At 64.0% G+C, this 17,645-nt stretch carries 15 protein-coding genes; 2 read left to right on the forward strand and 13 right to left on the reverse strand.

Annotation, left to right across the window (positions count from 1 at the left end; genetic code table 11):
- The first annotated feature begins 77 nt into the window (after positions 1-77).
- Both GCM43_RS16385 and GCM43_RS16390 read left to right on the forward strand, forming a co-directional pair.
- Positions 78-575 carry a pyridoxamine 5'-phosphate oxidase family protein gene (locus GCM43_RS16385; protein WP_152246159.1) on the forward strand — a complete coding sequence of 166 codons (498 nt, stop codon included), beginning with the start codon at positions 78-80 and terminating at the stop codon, positions 573-575.
- 77 nt (positions 576-652) lie between these two features.
- On the forward strand, positions 653-1,249 hold the full coding sequence (locus tag GCM43_RS16390; RefSeq protein WP_152246161.1) for a DUF2239 family protein: 597 nt from the start codon (positions 653-655) through the stop codon (positions 1,247-1,249).
- Positions 1,250-1,261: 12 nt separating this feature from the next.
- On the opposite strand, the gene GCM43_RS16395 is transcribed toward GCM43_RS16390, so the two are convergent.
- The 13 genes from GCM43_RS16395 to GCM43_RS16455 all read right to left on the reverse strand — a co-directional run bounded on the left by GCM43_RS16395 (position 1,262) and on the right by GCM43_RS16455 (position 17,597).
- The gene (locus GCM43_RS16395; RefSeq protein WP_152246163.1) at positions 1,262-1,534 is read right to left on the reverse strand and encodes a hypothetical protein; all 273 of its coding nucleotides are present in this window, start codon (positions 1,532-1,534) and stop codon (positions 1,262-1,264) included.
- 128 nt (positions 1,535-1,662) lie between these two features.
- Positions 1,663-1,950, reverse strand: coding sequence for a KGG domain-containing protein (locus tag GCM43_RS16400; protein WP_152246165.1), 288 nt, complete (start codon positions 1,948-1,950; stop codon positions 1,663-1,665).
- Between the two features lie 162 nt (positions 1,951-2,112).
- Positions 2,113-2,787, reverse strand: coding sequence for a ligase-associated DNA damage response endonuclease PdeM (gene pdeM / locus GCM43_RS16405; protein WP_152246167.1), 675 nt, complete (start codon positions 2,785-2,787; stop codon positions 2,113-2,115).
- Positions 2,784-5,249 (reverse strand): ligase-associated DNA damage response DEXH box helicase, encoded by a 2,466-nt coding sequence (locus GCM43_RS16410; protein ID WP_152246169.1) that lies wholly within the window; start codon positions 5,247-5,249, stop codon positions 2,784-2,786. Before GCM43_RS16410 ends, pdeM begins: the two co-directional genes overlap by 4 nt.
- Positions 5,246-6,880 carry an ATP-dependent DNA ligase gene (locus tag GCM43_RS16415; RefSeq protein WP_152246171.1) on the reverse strand — a complete coding sequence of 545 codons (1,635 nt, stop codon included), beginning with the start codon at positions 6,878-6,880 and terminating at the stop codon, positions 5,246-5,248. Before GCM43_RS16415 ends, GCM43_RS16410 begins: the two co-directional genes overlap by 4 nt.
- On the reverse strand, positions 6,873-7,934 hold the full coding sequence (locus GCM43_RS16420) for a ligase-associated DNA damage response exonuclease (protein WP_152246173.1): 1,062 nt from the start codon (positions 7,932-7,934) through the stop codon (positions 6,873-6,875). The genes GCM43_RS16415 and GCM43_RS16420 overlap by 8 nt, the downstream gene beginning before the upstream one ends.
- Positions 7,935-8,009: 75 nt before the next feature.
- A complete protein-coding gene (locus tag GCM43_RS16425; protein ID WP_152246175.1) occupies positions 8,010-9,737 on the reverse strand; it encodes a RecQ family ATP-dependent DNA helicase in 1,728 nt (575 codons plus the stop codon).
- Between the two features lie 133 nt (positions 9,738-9,870).
- Positions 9,871-10,269 (reverse strand): MAPEG family protein, encoded by a 399-nt coding sequence (locus tag GCM43_RS16430; protein WP_152246177.1) that lies wholly within the window; start codon positions 10,267-10,269, stop codon positions 9,871-9,873.
- A 94-nt stretch (positions 10,270-10,363) separates the two neighbouring features.
- The gene (locus tag GCM43_RS16435) at positions 10,364-13,729 is read right to left on the reverse strand and encodes a hybrid sensor histidine kinase/response regulator (protein WP_152246179.1); all 3,366 of its coding nucleotides are present in this window, start codon (positions 13,727-13,729) and stop codon (positions 10,364-10,366) included.
- Complete coding sequence (locus GCM43_RS16440; protein ID WP_152246181.1) at positions 13,726-14,862, reverse strand: hybrid sensor histidine kinase/response regulator; 1,137 nt, start codon at positions 14,860-14,862, stop codon at positions 13,726-13,728. Before GCM43_RS16440 ends, GCM43_RS16435 begins: the two co-directional genes overlap by 4 nt.
- Positions 14,863-15,010: 148 nt before the next feature.
- Positions 15,011-15,640, reverse strand: a complete 630-nt coding sequence (locus GCM43_RS16445) for a chemotaxis protein CheB (protein WP_152246183.1) — start codon at positions 15,638-15,640, stop codon at positions 15,011-15,013.
- 4 nt (positions 15,641-15,644) lie between these two features.
- On the reverse strand, positions 15,645-16,478 hold the full coding sequence (locus GCM43_RS16450) for a CheR family methyltransferase (protein ID WP_226929519.1): 834 nt from the start codon (positions 16,476-16,478) through the stop codon (positions 15,645-15,647).
- Positions 16,479-16,610: 132 nt separating this feature from the next.
- Positions 16,611-17,597 (reverse strand): aldo/keto reductase, encoded by a 987-nt coding sequence (locus GCM43_RS16455; RefSeq protein WP_152246185.1) that lies wholly within the window; start codon positions 17,595-17,597, stop codon positions 16,611-16,613.
- Positions 17,598-17,645: the final 48 nt, after the last annotated feature.

Below are 17,645 nucleotides of genomic sequence, written 5' to 3' on the forward strand. Positions count from 1 at the left end.
CGTTGCCTCACGCACTATGCTGGTCTGGTAGCGAACGCCCTGCCTACCATTTTCAGTACGATTCCAAGGAGAACGATATGAGTTACTACACCAGCGAACAACTGAACACCATCGTCAGCAAGATCGAACACGTGCGCTTCGGCATGTTTACCACTAGCGACGACACCCGCACGCTGACCAGCCGCCCATTGACCCAGCAGCAGGTCGATACCAATGGCCAGATGTGGTTTATCGTCTCCGACGAGGCCGCCTATACACGCGACCTGCTCAACAACCCGCAAGTCAATGTCAGCTTCGCCGAACCTTCGGACAGCCTGTATGTATCGGTGTGCGGGCGCGCCGAACTGGTCAAGGACCGCGCCAAGGCCGAAGAGTTGTGGAATCCGATGGTCAAGGCCTGGTTCCCGGGCGGCCTCGACGATCCGCACCTGGCGCTGATCAAGGTCACCATCCAGTCGGCTGAATACTGGGACAGCGACGCCAGCAAGATGCGCCAGTTCTTTGAAATGGCCAAGGCGGCCTTTACCGGCGACAAGCCAAAAGACCTGGGCGAACATGGCAAGGTCGAACTGTAAGATCTGCTATTTTTACCCGGGTATTATTGACTTTTAATTTAACCCGGGTAAAATTACCTCCAACCCAAGGAGGAACCATGTCTGACACCCACGCCGTATCGCTGACCGCTTTTGCGGGCAAGCAAAAGATCGCCACCGGCACCCTGCATGCGCTGGCGCCGCTACTGAAGGAACGCGTGACGCGCGAACCGGAAGCACAAATCCTGATTTTCAATGACGATAACGGCAAGCAGGTCGACCTCAACCTGCATGGCAGCCTGGCGGAAGTGCTGCAGCGCCTGCCTGCGCCACGGCCAGTTGATGCCGACACTGTCAGCACGCCACGCACGGCGGGACGGCCGAAACTGGGCGTCACTGCGCGTGAAGTGACCTTGCTGCCGCGCCACTGGGAATGGCTGGCCGGCCAGCCGGGCGGCGCGTCGGTGGCGCTACGCAAGCTGGTGGAGCAGGCGCAGCGCGATAATCGGGACATCGATCAGCAGCGCCAGGCGCGCGATGCAGCCTACCAGTTCATGAGTGCGCTGGCAGGCGACGAAGCTGGTTTCGAGGAGGCCAGCCGTGCGCTGTTTGCGGGGCGTCGCGATGACTTTCTGCGGCAGGTGCAGGCCTGGCCGGATGATGTGCGCGAGCATGTCTCGCGGCTGGCGGACAAAAGCTGGCCCGCCAGCACGTGAGTTGGTAGTAAATCAGACGCCCGTACTGCCGGTCGTATCAGGGGCGTCGTCAGCGCTTTGCCGGTTCTGCCCGGCGCTGCCGCCCTGATGATGCGGCAGGCGATCAGCACGCCGCACCTCGCCAATGGCGTACAGGTCGTCGCCGATATCTAGCCCCTGCCCGCTGTCGACCAGCACAAAGCTTTCACCTTCTCCGGAATGACTCTGCTTGTTGCCCTGCACCTTGCCAGGGTCGTGCGCACCGGGACCGGTCCGTTCATTTGCCTCGTTGTCGGTATGCGCCATACCTGCCTCCCTGTCGGTTTCCCGGTAAGCCGCTGCAAGATTGCAGCCACTTCAGGATAGTGCACGCAAGCTACAACAGACAGAGGAAAATGCAGGGCAATGGCGTAGGACTGGTCCCACAGCACCCGCTAGCCGCCCTGCTTGCTGCCGCTGCCCTGCTTGCCGCCGGTACTCTGGCGGTTGCCGTCGTTCTTGTGGCTCTGGCTGCCGGCGCGGCGCGCTTCTTCCGACGTGAATTCATGCGCCGTGCCTTTTTCATGTGCGGCGCGGCCGCCTTCGCTGGCGATCTGGCGCTGCTGCGCCGGGTCCATGGAAGCAAAGCCGCGCTTGCTGGTATCGCTTTGCTTATTGTTGCCACTACTGCTGCCGCTGCCCGATTTTTGTTGCCCCTGCTTGTTGCCGCCCGATGTCGCCATGATGATCTCCTCGATATACTGTGGATGGGAATACTCATCTTAGTTCGCAGCCGCCAGCTTCCCTATAGGCGCAGGGCAAGCGTCGGTGTAGGCGCATTCCCGCCGCCGGTCATCCAGTTACGCCGGGATTTTGATGCCCGGTATCGTAACCAGGGCTGCTGCTCAACCGTGGCCAGGTACGCGAAACACGGCCTCATCGGCTGTCACAAACACCTGCTCGCCCGCTTGCGGCTGCTGCGCATGACCGCCGGTAAAGGCGCCGAATGACGGCAGGATGGCGCGCGTGGCGCCCAACAGGAAACATGGCAGGCGCAGCGTGTCGCGCGCGGTGCGCAGATGAAATACCGGGTGTACATGGCCGGCCAGCACATAGGCCTCGCAGATCAGGTCCGGATGATGGCACAGTGCAAACGGCCCGACCCGGTGCGGCTCGTCAACCATGGCAATATCGAGCGCCACCGGCGGATCGCCGGCATGCAGGTCATGGTTGCCGCGCACCAGCGTCAGGCGCAGCTGTCGATGATGCAAGCGCCAGGCCTGCATGGCGCCCAGGGTAGCCGGCGCACGGGCCGCTTTGGCGTGCAGGAAGTCGCCCAGGAAGACGATCTCGTCGCAGGCGTAACGCGCCAGCAGCGCATCGAGCGCCTGCAGATTCTGGGTGGTGGTGCCGCGCGGCACTGGCACGCCCAGCGCGCGAAAGGCGGTGGCCTTGCCGAAGTGGATATCGGCAATCATGAGCATGCGCCGCGCCGGCCAGTAGACGGCTTTCTCGGCCAGCAGCCACAACGTCTCGCCAGCCAGTTCGACCGCACAGTAGCGGGTATCGGCTACGCTCATGCCGCCGCCTTTTCCAGCTCGCGCACCAGGCGCGCTACCCGGTCCGACAGTTTTTCGGTGGTCAGCTTTTCACGGAAGCGCTCGACCATCAGGCCAAACGCAAACGGCGAAGCGCGCTTGAGGGCCTGCAAGCTCAGGCTGCGCGCCTGCAGCTCCTGCAAGGTGGCGCGCAAACGCGTCAGTTCCAGTTCCTGCTCCAGCACCTCGCGCTGCGCCTGGGTCAGCAGCAGGTTGTGCATATCGTGCTTGCGAAACACCTCGAAAAACAGCGACGACGAGGCCTGCAACTGGCGCGTGCTTTTCGGCTGGCCCGGATAGCCCTGGAACACCAGCCCGGCAATACGGGCAATCTCGCGAAAACGCCGCTGCGACAGTTCGGTCGCGTTCAGGCTGGCCAGCACGTCTTCGAGCAGCGATTCGGTAGTCAACAGCGGCAGCACGCCATCGGCAGCAACGGCAAACAGCGGCGCAAAATCGATCTCCTCGCCGCCGAGCAGCTCGAAGCCATAGTCGTTGACAGCGATGGAAAACGTAGCCGGCTGCATGCGCCCGATGCGGTAGGCCAGCAGCGAGGCCAGCCCCAGGTGCACCGAACGTCCGGCAAACGGATACACAAACAGATGATGGCCCTCGCGGCTGGCCAGTGTTTCCACCAGCAAGGTGGTGCGCGTAGGCAGCGACGACCATTGCGCCTGGATCGCCAGCAGCGGCGCCAGCGCCTGCATTTCCGGCCCAGCGGCATGGCCTTCCTGGGCCAGCTGCAACTGGTCGAGCACGGCGTGCGCCAGTTCGGACGACAGCGGCATCTTGCCACCCTGCCAGCGCGGCACGGCGCCGCGGCTGCCGGTTGCGCGCCGCACATAGGCGGTCATTTCATGCACGCGTACAAATTCCAGGATGCGCCCGCCAAACAGGAAATGGTCGCCCTGTTTGAGGCGTGAAATAAACGACTCCTCGATACTGCCGATCCGCCCGCCGCTCATGAACTTCACCTGGATCGACGATTCGGAGACGATGGTGCCGATACTCATGCGGTGGCGCCGCGCCAGCGCTGCGTCTGGCACGCGATAGACGCCCTCCTCGTCGGGCAGCACGCGCCGGTATTCAGGGTACACGGTCAGGCTCTGGCCGCCGCGCGCCACGAAGTCAAGCGCCCACTGCCACTCCTCTTCACCAAGATGGCGGTACGACCAGGCGCCGCGCACTTCCTGGTACAAGTCCGGCGAGACAAAGCCGCCGCCAAGCGCTATCGTGACCAGATGCTGCACCAGCACGTCGAGCGGCTTGTCGGGCACCGGGCGCGCTTCAAGTTCGCCGCGCGCCAGCGCTGCACGCGCGCCGGCCGCTTCCAGCAGCTCCAGGCTGTTGGTCGGCACCAGCGTTACGCGCGACTCGCGCCCGGGCGCATGGCCGCTGCGCCCGGCGCGCTGCACCAGCCGTGCGATGCCCTTGGCGCTGCCGATCTGCAGCACCCGTTCCACCGGCAGGAAGTCCACCCCCAAATCCAGGCTGGAAGTACACACCACCGCTTTGAGACTGCCCGTTTTCAGGCTCTGCTCAACCCACTCGCGCACTTCGCGGTCGAGCGAGCCGTGATGCAGCGCGATCAGGCCGGCCCAGTCGGGCCGCGCATCGAGCAGGTTCTGATACCACAGCTCGGCCTGCGAACGCGTATTGGTAAATACCAGCGTGGTGGTGCTGCCCTCGATCTCGGCAATCAGGGGCTGCAGCATCTGCAGCCCAAGGTGGCCGCCCCACGGGAAGCGGGTGGGGTTCAGCGGGATCAGGCTGTCGACCACAATGCGCTTGCGCACCTTGCCTTCGACCAGCACGCCCTCGGCACCCTCACCCAGCAGCACATCGCGCGCCTGCTGCAAGTTGCCCAGCGTGGCCGACAGACCCCAAGTCAGCAGCGCCGGATTCCAGCGCCGCAAGCGCGCCAGCGCCAGCTGCACCTGCACGCCGCGCTTGCTGCCCATCAGTTCATGCCATTCGTCGACAATCACCGTTTCAAGCAGGCTGAAACGCTCGCGCGCGTCAAGCTGGCTCAGCATCAGCGACAGGCTTTCGGGCGTGGTCACCAGCACCTCGGGCCAGGATTTGGACTGGCGTGCGCGCTGCGCCGCGCTGGTGTCGCCGGTGCGCGCCTCGATGCGCCAGGTGGGAGCCAGATCGGTGCCGGACGCCTGCAGCGCGCGCACGGTGTCGGCCGCCAGCGCGCGCATCGGCGTAATCCACAGCACGCGCAGACCCTGCTTGCGTGTTTTGCGCTCCACGCGCTGGGCCCGCAGCAAGGCGCCAAACCAGACGGCATACGTCTTGCCCGAACCGGTGCTGGCGTGCAGCAGGCCACTCTGCCCTTGCGCAGCGGCGCGCCAGACGGCGCGCTGAAACGGGAACACCGTCCAGCCTTTGCCTGCAAACCAGTCGTCGATCTGCTGGGCCAGCGCACTTTTGCTCATGGCGCAGTGTCCAGCAGCGCCTTGAGCATGGCGAGCGTGTCGGCCTCGGCCACTTTTTTATCGTCGCGCTGGCGCAGGATGCGCGGAAAGCGCACGGCAATGCCGGCCTTGTGGCGGCTCGATGCCGCGATGCCCTCGAAGCCGATTTCAAACACCATGCTGGGTTTGACGCTACGCACCGGGCCGAATTTTTCTATCGTGGTCTTGCGGATCACTGCGTCCACTTTGCTGATCTCGGCATCAGTCAGGCCGGAATAGGCCTTGGCAAACGGCACCAGCTTGCGTTCGCCCTCGCCTGCCGGCGCATCCCAGACGGCAAAGGTATAGTCGGTGTAGAGCGACGCGCGCCGGCCATGGCCAGCCTGGGCGTAAATCAGCACCGCGTCGATGCTGTACGGATCGATCTTCCACTTCCACCAGGTGCCCACGTCCTTGGTGCGGCCCACGCCGTAGGCGGCCGAGACGGCTTTGACCATCATGCCTTCGACGCCGCGCGCACGCGATTCATTACGAATGGCGGCCAGTTCGTCCCAGCTGCCGGCCACAATCCGCGGCGACAGGCGTAGCAGCGGCTGCGCCAGCTGCGCCACGATCTGTTCAAGCAGCGCGCGCCTTTCGTGCTGCGGACGCTGGCGGATATCTTCGCCCTGCCACTCCAGCACATCGTAGGCAATCAGCACGGCTGGCAATTCGGCCAGCAGTTTGGCGGACACTGTTTTGCGGCCCATGCGCTTTTGCAGGTCGGCAAACGGCGCCGGTGTGTCGTTCGGCGACCAGATCACGATCTCGCCATCGATCACCGTGCCCTCGGGCAGCGGCAAGGCAGTCAGCTCGGGAAAACGGTCACTGATCAGCTCTTCGCCACGCGACCACAGCCAGTTGACGCCATCGCGGCGCACCAGCTGGGCGCGCATTCCATCGTACTTCCATTCGACCAGCCAGTCTTTCAGCTCGCCCAGCGTGGCAGGAGCGGCCTGCAGCGGATGGGCCAGAAAGAAGGGATAGGGCTGGCCGCCGCGCAGCGCATGTTCCTGTTCGGACGCTTCACCGATCAATTTGAGATAGCCGTCGCCGGTCGGGCTGAGCTTGCCGTCGGTCCAGCCCATCAGACGCTGCGCCACCAGCTTGCTGTCGATGCCGGCCATGGCAGACAAGGCGCGCGTGACCAGCAATTTCGATACGCCGACGCGAAAGCCGCCGCCGATCAGCTTGATGAGCAAAAAGCGCTCGCGCGTTTCCAGTTCGTCCCACCAGCCATACAGCGCTGCACGGATGGTCTCGGGCGCGGCGCCGCGTAGCGGTGCAATGCGCTGCTCGACCCATTCAGCGAGGCCAATATCGCTGCGCGTCGATGGGGCAGGCAGGATCAGGGCAATGGTTTCGGCCAGGTCGCCCACCGCATGATAGGCCTCGTCAAACAGCCATTCGTCGAGCACCGCGTATTCGGTAGCGTACTGGCGCAGCAGTTTGGTCGGCACCGCCTGGCGCGGCTTGCCGCCGGCCAGGAAATACACGGCCCAGGCCGCATTGGCCGGCGTGGCGCTGGCAAAATAGGCCTGCAGGGCGGCCAGCTTGCGGGTGGTGGAGGTGGTCTCGTCGAGTTCGGCGTACAGGCGGGCAAAGTCACGCATGGGGCGCCTCGCCTTCAGGCGTTACAGCGGACGCAGCCGCTTCGCTAGCCAGCACTTCTTCCGGCGCCGCCTCGTCGTCGCCATATTCGGTTTCAAAGCCGCCGGCCTGCCAGCCGTTCTGGCTCAGCCAGCGCACCATGATCGGAATCGAGCCGTGCGTGACGATCACGCGCTCGGCTTGCGTCGCCTTGATCGCAGTCATCAGACCGGGCCAGTCGGCGTGGTCCGACAGCACAAAACCACGGTCGACGCCGCGCCGCCGCCGCGCGCCACGCAGCAGCATCCAGCCGCTGGCAAAGGCGTCGCTGTAGTCGCCAAAGCGCTTCATCCACGACGACCCGGCGGCCGACGGTGGTGCGATCACCAGCGCGGTTTTCAGCAGGGCCTTGTCGGTGATGTCGCTGACCATCGCGGTTGGCGGCAGCGCCACGCCGGAGGCGCGGTAGACGTCGGTCAGCGATTGCGCCGCGCCATGGCAGATAATCGGGCCGATCGAGGCATCGATACCGGCCAGGATACGCTGCGCCTTGCCAAAAGCGTAGCAGAACAGCACACTGGTGCGCCCCTCGGCGGCGTTCTTGCGCCACCACTGATTGATTTCCTGGTTGATTTCATCGCCGCTTTGCCAGCGATAGATCGGCAGGCCGAAGGTCGATTCGGTAATAAAGGTATGGCAGCGCACCGGCTCGAACGGCGCGCAGGTCGGGTCGGGCGCCAGCTTGTAGTCCCCCGAAGCGACCCACACTTCGCCCCCCACTTCCATGCGCACCTGGCTGGAACCCAATACGTGGCCGGCAGGATGCAGCGAGACCTTCACGCCGTTCTGGGTAATCGACTTGCCGTATTCGAGCGCTTCGACCGAGATATTGCCCAGGCGCGCTTTCAATACCTGCACGCCGGGCGCGGCGGCCAGGTAATGCGTATGGCCGACGCGTGCGTGGTCGGCGTGCGCATGCGTGATGATGGCGCGCTCGACCGGGCGCCACGGGTCGATATAAAACTGCCCCGGCACACAGTACAGGCCCTCCTTGCGCACCACGATCATGTCACCCATGCCCACTCCCGGTCAGCCAGAACAGGAATTCATTCTAGCCGCCTGTTGCACGGTGAACTGTTCCCTTGCGCACACTCAGGCCGGCGCAACGAACTCGGCCATGAAAGTACGGGTGGTATTTTCAGGAAACTCGATGGTGATCTTGTCGCCGGCCACCGATAGCACCGTGCCGATATCGAAACGCGGCACGCGCACGCGGCTGCCGACCGCAATCATCGGCGCGGCAGGAACGGTGGCTGACGGAAGTGGCGGCAACACGATATCGTCAAGCTGAATCGGCGCCGACAGCGCCGGTGGCGAGACGCAATTATCGCAAGTGCAGCAGTGCTCGAAGTCGGCCTCGTCGCCAAAGTAGTCGAGCAACAGCTTCCAGCGGCAGTAGCCGCTCTGCGCGTAGCCGACCATCTGTTCAAGCGCTTGTTTGTCGCGCTCCTGCTTTTCCACATAGATCTGTTCGAGCACTTCATACGACGGCATATTGACGCGCGCCGGCTTGAGCCCATAGCCAAGTTTGCGATCCTGGCGCAGGCGCTTGCCGTCTTTCAGCAGTTTCACACAGACCTTCAGGTGGCTGGCAGAAAAATCGGGCAGGCGTTCGGCCAGCGCGTCAAAGCTGAAGCGCGGCGGCAGCGCCTGCGCCGCTTCGACGATGGCAGCCAGTTCGCTGGCGCACGGATAATGGCGCGCCAGGAAGAACTGCTGCACCCGCTTGTCATCCTGGAAATACAGCAGCGTGCAGTCGGCCGGCAAACCGTCGCGCCCGGCGCGGCCCGATTCCTGGTAATACGCTTCCAGGTTGGCCGGCACCTGCAGGTGAATCACGAAGCGCGTGTCGGGCTTGTCGATGCCCATGCCGAAAGCATTGGTGGCCACCATCACGCGCCGTTCGCCGCGCATAAACAATTCCTGGTGCTCGCGCCGTTCGCGCGCCGACAGCTTGCCGTGATAGCAGGTCACGCTCTCGTCCAGCTCGGCCAAGCGCGCCGTGAGCGCCTCGACGGCCTTGACGGTGGCCGCATAAACGATGCCCACGCCCGGCGTCTCGCGTACCAGGCGCAGCACCTCCTCTTCTTTTTCTGCCGCATTGGTGACCTGGATCACGCGGTAGCGCAAATTGGGGCGGTAGATGCCGGTATTAATCACCTGCATCTTGCGCGCATCGAGCTGGGCGCCGATATCACGCACCACATCGTCGGTGGCGGTGGCCGTCAGCGCCAGCACCGGCGGGCGGCCCAGCGCGCGCACGGCGGCGCCGATATCGAGATAAGCGGGGCGGAAATCATGGCCCCACTGTGAAATGCAATGCGCCTCGTCGATCACCACCAGTTGTGGCGGTGCATCGGCAAACAGGTCGATAAAGTCGGCCGTGGCCAGCCGCTCGGGCGTGCAGAACACAATCACCTTGCCGCCAGCGGCGATGGTGGCGATGGCCGCGTCTTCTTCGGCACGCGAGAGGCTGCTGTTGAGCTGCACGGCCGTGATGCCCAGGCTGGACAATCTTTCCAGCTGGTCCTTCATCAGCGAAATCAGGGGAGAAATCACCAGCGTGGCGCCCGGCAAGAGCGACGCGGGAATCTGGTAGCACAACGACTTGCCGCTGCCGGTCGGCATAATGGCCAGCGTGTCGCGCCCGGCCAGCACGCTGTCGATCACATCCTGCTGGCCGGCGCGCAGGCGCTCGACGCCAAACACATTGCGCAGCAGGCGCTGGATTTTTTTGGCAGGCTTGGCAGGTTTGCCGGCCTTGGCGGCAGCTTTTTCGCTGCTGGCGGTGGAGGTCGAGGTGGAGGTGCGCGTAGGCATGCTGGTCCCATGGTGGAGAGATGCCGGCGCCCTTGCGCCAGCTTATTCACACTCTACGGTCAGGGCCACAAGGGCACCATAGGACTGCCGCTCCAGCCCGTGTAGGACTGAAGGAAGCTGAATCAATGCAACATCAGGCCGGCGCCAGGATCACCCAGAACAGCATCAGCAGTCCCAGCAGCGACACGCTCCACACCAGCGTGCGCACAACCGGAATACCCATTGCATACAGCGGCACATACAGCACGCGCCCCGCCAGATACATGGCCGCGCCGTACAGCGTCAGCGTGTTCTGCTGCGCCGTCACATGCAAAATCAATACGGCAGCGGCAAACAGCGGCAGCGTTTCAAACAGATTGGCCTGGGCCCGCTGCAGGCGGCCGGTAATCTTGCCCACCGGCGGGCCCGGCTCGTCACGCGCGCTCATATTGTAGGTCGGCCCGGTCTCGCGCGTGCGCGCTATCGACGGCAGGAAGATTTGCACCAGCGCCAATACCAGCGTCCAGCCGAGGATGGTCAGTTCAGTGGTCATGATTATCTTTCGTTAATGTTATTTTTGTATGCCATGGCTGTCGTCCGATTTAACCCGAACGGCGAAAAAAGCTGGGGTCGAAGTTGATCAACCCTTACCCAGCCTGATCCAGCGCCGCCTGCAATTCCATCAAATCATACGGTTTGCGCAGCACGCTGGCGGAAAAACCCAGCTCGTCCATCGATTCCTTGCCATAGCCGGTGGAAAAGATAATGCGCATCCCGGGCTTGTCGCGCAAGACCATGCGCGCCAGGGCGATGCCTGACATGCCGGGCAGGCTGACGTCGGTAAACAGGATATCGAAGTCCTGCTCATTGAGCAGTTGCCAGGCCGCCTCGCCATCGGATACGCCGCTGACCGTATGCCCGAGCATGCCCACCAGCTCGCACACCATCAGTTGCGAATCGAGGTTGTCTTCCACCACCAGGATGCGCAGCGAGGTAGGCGAAGCGTCGGCTGGCTCAGGCGCGTGGCCGGTCAGGTCCAGCCCCGGCGTACCGGCCAGCGCCATTCCAGGCAGCTCCTGCCGGCGTGCCTGCAATTGCTGCTGGCGCACGGCCAGCACCTGGCGCAGCTTGTGCGCCAGCTCTTCGCGCCGGTATGGCTTGCTCAGCAATTCCACACCGGCGTCGAGCCGTCCTTCATGCACGATCACATCCTGCGCATAGCCCGACGTAAATAGCACGGCCATATCGGGCTGCAGCTCGCGCGCCTGGCGCGCCATCTCGGTGCTGCTGACGGGGCCAGGCATGATCACGTCGGTAAACAACAGATCGATCTGCGCCCCGCTTTGCAGCACCGCCAGCGCACTTTCGCCGTCTTCCGCCTTGAGCACCTTGTAGCCCAGCGCACCGAGCATATCGACCACGGTGGTACGCACGCCGACGTCGTCTTCCACCACCAGCACCGTTTCGGTGCCGCCGGTGACCACGCCGCTCAATTCGGTCTCTTCTTCCGTTTCCGCCATCAGCGAGCGTGGCAGGTAAATCTTCACGCCCGTGCCATGCCCCGGCTCGCTGTAGATGCGGATATGGCCGCGGCTCTGGGTCACGAAACCATACGCCATCGACAAGCCCAGGCCGGTGCCCGCCCCTTCCGGCTTGGTGGTAAAGAACGGTTCAAACGCGCGCTGCAGCACTGGGCCGCTCATGCCCTTGCCGGTATCGGTGACCGACAGCATCACGTACTGGCCAGCCGGCACATCCATCAGATTGCGCACATAGTTTTCATCGAGCACCACATTACCCAGTTCAATCGTCAGCTTGCCGGCGCCGTCCATCGCGTCGCGCGCATTGATGGCCAGGTTCAGGATCACGTTTTCTATCTGGCTGCGGTCGACCAGCGTATTCCACAGCCCGCCGCCGCCGATCAGCACGATCTCGATGGCCTCGCCCAGCGCGCGCCGCAGCAGCGCATCCATATTGCGTACCACGCGCGCAAGATCGGTGACCACCGGCTTTAACGGCTGGCGCCGCGCAAACGCCAGCAGATGCGACGACAGCTTGGCGCCGCGCTCGACGGCGGCAATCGCCGTATCGAGCCGCTGGCGCGTGGCCGCGTCCGGCGACGACAAGTGCTGCAGCAAATGCAGGTTGCCCGAAATAATCTGCAGCACATTGTTGAAGTCATGCGCAATGCCGCCCGTTAATTGCCCCACCGCCTCCATCTTCTGCGCCTGGCGCAAGGCGTCTTCCGCCTTGGTGCGTTCCGTGACTTCTTGTTCGACCCGGTGTTCCAGCGTTTCGTTCAATTCATGCAGCGCTTTTTCAACCCGCCGGCGCTCCGTGATATCCGTTTTGACGGCGATCAAGGCGCGCGGTTGACCTTGCTCATCAACCAGTCGGCTGACATTGCTCGACACCCATACCTGCATGCCGTCAGGCTTGATATAGCGCTTTTCCAGCGTGAAAGACTCGCCCGTTTCCACCAGGCGCTGGAACATCAGGCTGTTGCCGGCCACATCGTCGGGATGCAGGATGGCGCTCATGTTCAGGTTCAGCAATTCTTCGGCCGGCCGGCCCAGCATGGTGCACAGGGCGCCATTGACGCGCTGGAAACAGCCATCAAGGCTCAGCTCCGACAAGCCCACCGAAGCCTGGCCGAAGATGGCGGCCATGCGGTCCTGGCTGGCGCGCAGCGCTTCCTCGATTTCGCGCCGTTCGGTCACATCGAAAGACACCCCCACATAGCGGCGCTGGCCGGGCGCCTTGCCGTCCACCACTTCGCCCTGGCGCGCAATCCAGCGCACCTGGCCGTCGCTGGGGCGGCGCACGCGGTATTCCACGTATTCGAGCGGGTTGGACGACTGGCCGATGCGGCTGGTGCCGACCTTTTCACGGTCGCGCTGGTCGATCAGGCTCACCAGCAGCTGATCGGTAATCTCGGCATCATCGGCAATGCCCCACTGGTGGCGGAAGGTCGGCGACACCACCATTGCGCCTGTTTCAGGAAACCATTCGAAGGTGCCGATGCCGCCGGCCTGCTGCGCCAGGCGCAGGCGCTCTTCGGCTTCCATCTTCTCGGTCACATCGATACCTTCGACCAGGATGCCGCTGACCTCGCCGGCATCGTTCTTGATCGGCTGGTAGACAAAGTCAACATACGACGGCGGCGAGGTGTCACCCTCGATCTGCCAGTCGACCCGTACCTGTCGTCCCTCATAGGCAATGCCGGTGCGGTAGACTTCATCGAGCAGGTCGACAAAGCCCTGCGCCTTGACTTCCGGCAGAGCCTGCTCGATCGGCAAGCCCACTACCTGGCGCCCACCGACCAGGTCGATATAGTGCCCGTTGGCCAGCTCGAACACATGCTGTGGTCCGCGCAGCATGGCCATAAAACTGGGCGCCTGCTGGAATAGCGAACGCAGCAGCGCACGTTCTTCGCCCAGGCGGCGGCTGGCGTTGCGCGCCGCCTTGGCTTCCTGTTGCAGGTCCTGGTTCAGTTGCTCCAGTTCGGTCTTGGCCTGTTTCAGCTCGCGCCCTTCGGCCAGTCGCGCCGTCAGGTCCAGCGCCGTGCACAGCACACCTTCGACCACGCCGCCGTCGCCATGCACGGGCGTGTAGAACAGGTCGAAATAGATATCGGTGGGCACGCCGTCGCACAGCAGCGGCAGCACGCATTCGCGGTGCACCTGGGTTTCGCCGCGCAGGCCCGCTTCGAGGATGCGCGCATTCCAGTCCCAGATCTCGGGCCAGATGGCCGGCACGGTGCCGCCCAGCGCAGCCGGATGGCGCGCGCCGGCAATCTTCACGTACTCGTCGTTATAGATCATCACATGCTGCGGCCCCCACATCAGCACCATCGCCATCGGCGAATTGAGCACGATGTCGACGCTGGTGCGCAGGCTGGCCGACCAGCCTGCCATCGGCCCCAGGCTGGTGGCGGCCCAGTCGAACCGGCGCACCAGTTCGCCCGTGGCGCCGCCGCCCAGCGGCTGGTAAGTGCGTGCGACCTGCGTCATGCTGGCGGCGCTCCCGGCGGCAGCTTGAGCTGGGCCTGCTGGCACTGGCGCGGAATGCGCAGCACGAACACCGTGCCCTGGCTCTGTGTGGAAGTCACCTGCACGCTGCCGCCATGGGCGCGCACAAACATGTCAACCGTATACAAGCCCAGCCCCAGGCCCTGGCCGGTCCTGCGCTTCTCGCCCGACTGCTGGAACGGTTCGAACAGCGTCGGCAGCATGGCCGGTGCAATCACGCCGCGATTGGCCACGCGCACCTCGATCATGTCGGCCGCGCGCCCGTCCAGCGCCAGTTGCACCGGCGCACCCTGCTCGCCATGCGTCAGGGCGTTGGCCAGCAGATTGGACAGCACCTGCGACAGCAGGCCCGCGTCGCACATGCCATGCAGTTCGCCCACCTGCACCAGCTCGATCGGCGAAGGCTGGCCCGGCGTTTCAAATTCGGCCATGATGGCGCGCGCCAGGGCCACATAGTCATGCATGCTGCAATTGAGTTCCATGGTGCCCGAGCGGATGCGCGCCAGGTCGAGCAGCTGGTCAACCATGCTGGCCATGCGCCGTGCGCTGGTCTCGATGCGCTGCGCCGTCTGCACCACCTTGGGCTGGTCGCTCATCATCGGCAGCAGCATGGCGCCGTTCATCACCACCGACAGCGGCGTGCGCAAATCGTGCCCCAGCACGGCGGTAAACAGTTCATTGAGGTGCAGCGCATGCTTGAGCTGGTCCAGCTGGGCCGACAATGCGCGCTTTTGCTCGTAGAGCTGCACCAGCACCTGCACCTTGCTTTGCAAGGCCTTGACGTCGATCGGCTTGTACAGGAAATCGACGGCGCCGGCCTCGTAGCCGCGGAAGCTGTAGCCGGTCTCGCGCGAGGCGGCCGTCAGGAAAATAATCGGGATGGAACGCGTGCGCTCGCTGCCGCGGATCAGTTCGGCCAGCTCGAAGCCGTCCATTTCAGGCATCTGCACATCGACCAGGGCCAGCGCGACCTCGTGCGTGAGCAGCAGTTCGAGCGCCTCGGCGCCGGAAGCGGCTTTCAGGATCACGATACCGGGGCGCGCCAGCACGGCTTCGGCCGCTACCAGGTTTTGTGCAATATCGTCTACGACGAGGATATGGATAGGTGCAGTCACGGATCAGTTATCAGCTAGCTTAGGACAGTCGAAGGCGGTTTGATATGCAATCATTAACCTTGCTTTTGGAGTGTGCCTATCTTACACGCACTGCGCCGCTTTCATGCGCGCGACTGCACTTGTGTACGCTCGCTGCGCCTGCTTATCGCTACGCGGCATCGACCAGGCGGGCCAGGCACGCCGCCAGTTCGCCCAGTTCCAGCACCTGGTCGGCGCCGGCATGACGCAGTGCGGCCGCCGGCATGACGCCAGATACCGCCGTGGCCGGATCCTGTATCCACGCGCCGCCGCCGAGCTGGCGCACGCGCGCCAGGCCGCGCGCGCCATCGGCCGAGGCGCCTGTCAGGATAATGGCCAGCATGCTGCTGCGGCAGGCCAGCGCCGCCGTTTCCAGCAGCACATCGATAGCCGGGCGCGAAAAAAACACCGGCGCTTCGAGCGACAGCGAAAAACTGAAATCGGGTTCGATCTGCAAATGGTAGTCGGGCGGCGCAAAATACACGCGGCCCGGCAGCAGCGGCTCCTTGTCCTGCGCTTCGGACAGCGGCAGCAGGCATTGCTGCGCATACAACTGCGGCAAGCGACTGGAATGGCCCGGCGCCAGGTGCAGCACCACCACCACGGCGGCCGGGCAGCGCGCCGGCAAGGCGCGCAGCAGCACGCCCAGCGCCTCGACCCCGCCGGCCGAGGCGCCGATGGCGACCAGGCGTAACGCCGCCGATGGTGCAGCGGACTGTGCAGGGGACGCTGCAAAGAACGGTGCAAGGCCGCCGGGCATGGCGTCAGGCCCGCTGGTAGATTTTTTCAGCCGCCGACAATTCGCGGAAACTGTCCGCATGGCGGCTGAACAGCAGGTTTTCCTTCATGCCCAGGCCCAGGAAGCCGCGATTGACCAGCGTTTCATGGAACAGGCCCACGGCGCGGTCCTGCAGATCCTTGTTAAAGTAAATCATCACGTTGCGGCACGACACCATATGCACCTCAGAAAAGACACTGTCGGTTGCCAGGCTATGGTCGGCAAACACGAAGTGGCGCCGCAGGCGGCGATCAAAGATGGCGCCGTTATAGGCCGCCGTGTAATAGTCCGACAGACTGCGCTTGCCGCCGGACAATTTGTAATTCTCGCTGAACTGGGCAATGCGCTCGATGGCGTAAATGCCCGCCTCGGCCGCCGCCAGCGCTTCGACATTGATGTCGGTCGCATAAATCATGGCGCGTTCAAGCAAGCCTTCTTCTTCCAGCATAATGGCCAGCGACCACACTTCCTCGCCGCTGCTGCAGCCGGCCACCCAGATCTTGATGGACGGGTAAGTTTGCAGTATCGGCACGACTTTTTCACGCAGTGCGCGGAAATACGCCGGGTCGCGAAACATTTCGCTGACCTGGACCGTAAAGAACTGCAGCATCTGCGCAAACATGGCCGGCTCGTGCAGGATGCGTCCCTGCAGCTCCGACACCGTGGCGCAGCCGTAGCGCTCCATGGCCTGCTGCATGCGCCGGCGCAGCGACGCCACCGAATAGTCGCGGAAATCGTGCTGGTAGCGTAACAATATCCCTTCCAGCAACAATTTTAGTTCTATATCGAAAATATCTTCTTCCAGCAATGCGCGATCCACCTTTCCTGTCTACCTTGCGCCACGATGCGGCGCGTTATCCGGAATGCTAGCAGATCAAGCCGATATTGCCGGGCGGTAAAAATGGCCCGCGTGAGCTGGCGCACGCAGCCCAGCGCTTAGGTTCCCGGCCACTTACACCGCAATGCCTTTCATGCCTTCTTGCGTATAGCGCTGGCCGGCGGCCACGCCGGGCGGAAAGGCGGCGCCGATGGCGGCCAGCTCGTCCGCGCTCAGCGCCACCTGCAGCGCGCCCAGGTTGTCGTGCAGATAAGCGATGCGCTTGGTGCCGGGTATCGCAATGATATCGTCGCCCTGCGCCAGCAGCCAGGCCAGCGCCAGCTGGGCCGGCGTGCAGCCCTTGTCCTGCGCCAGTTGCCGCACCCGCGCCGCGATAGCCAGGTTGTGCGGCAGGTTGTCGGGCGCGAAGCGCGGATTGGACTGGCGAAAGTCGCCGGCGCCCAGCGCGGCCGTGCCGTTGATGGCGCCGGTCAGAAAGCCGCGCCCCAGCGGACTGTAGGCAAAGAAGCTGGCGCCGATGGCGCGACAGGCCGCCAGTACGTCCTCTTCCGGCTCGCGCGTCCACAGCGAATACTCGCTTTGCACGGCGGCCACCGGATGGATGGCGGCGGCGCGGCGCAGCGTGGCCGCGCTGACTTCACACAGCCCGACAGCGCGAATCTTTCCCTTCTGCACCAGCTGCGCCAGTGCGCCCATCGATTCCTCGAGCGGCGTGGCCAGGTTCAGCCGGTGCAGATAATACAGGTCGATGGTGTCGACCCCAAGCCGCCTCAACGACGCCTCGCAAGCCTGGCGGATATAGGCGGCGCTATTGTCGACGCGGCGCGCATAGCTGCCCGGCTCGCGCGCCAGGCCGCACTTGGTGGCCACCAGCGCGGCACTGCGCCGGCCGTGCAGGAAGCGGCCGAGCAGTTCTTCATTGTGGCCAAAGCCATAGGCGTCGGCCGTGTCGAGCAGCGTTACGCCGGCCTCGAGCGCCGCCGCCAGCGTGGCCAGCGACTGCGCCTCGTCGGTGGCGCCGTAAAATTCAGACATGCCCATGCAGCCCAGGCCGAGCGCCGAACTATTCAGGCCGCTGTTGCCGATGCGTCGTTGTTGCATAGAGTTTCTCCAGTCAGTAATCAGGTGCAGGCAGTATCCGTGCTGGCC

Origin of the sequence: Janthinobacterium aquaticum, from assembly GCF_009208565.1 — a bacterium.
GTDB lineage: Bacteria > Pseudomonadota > Gammaproteobacteria > Burkholderiales > Burkholderiaceae_D > Janthinobacterium.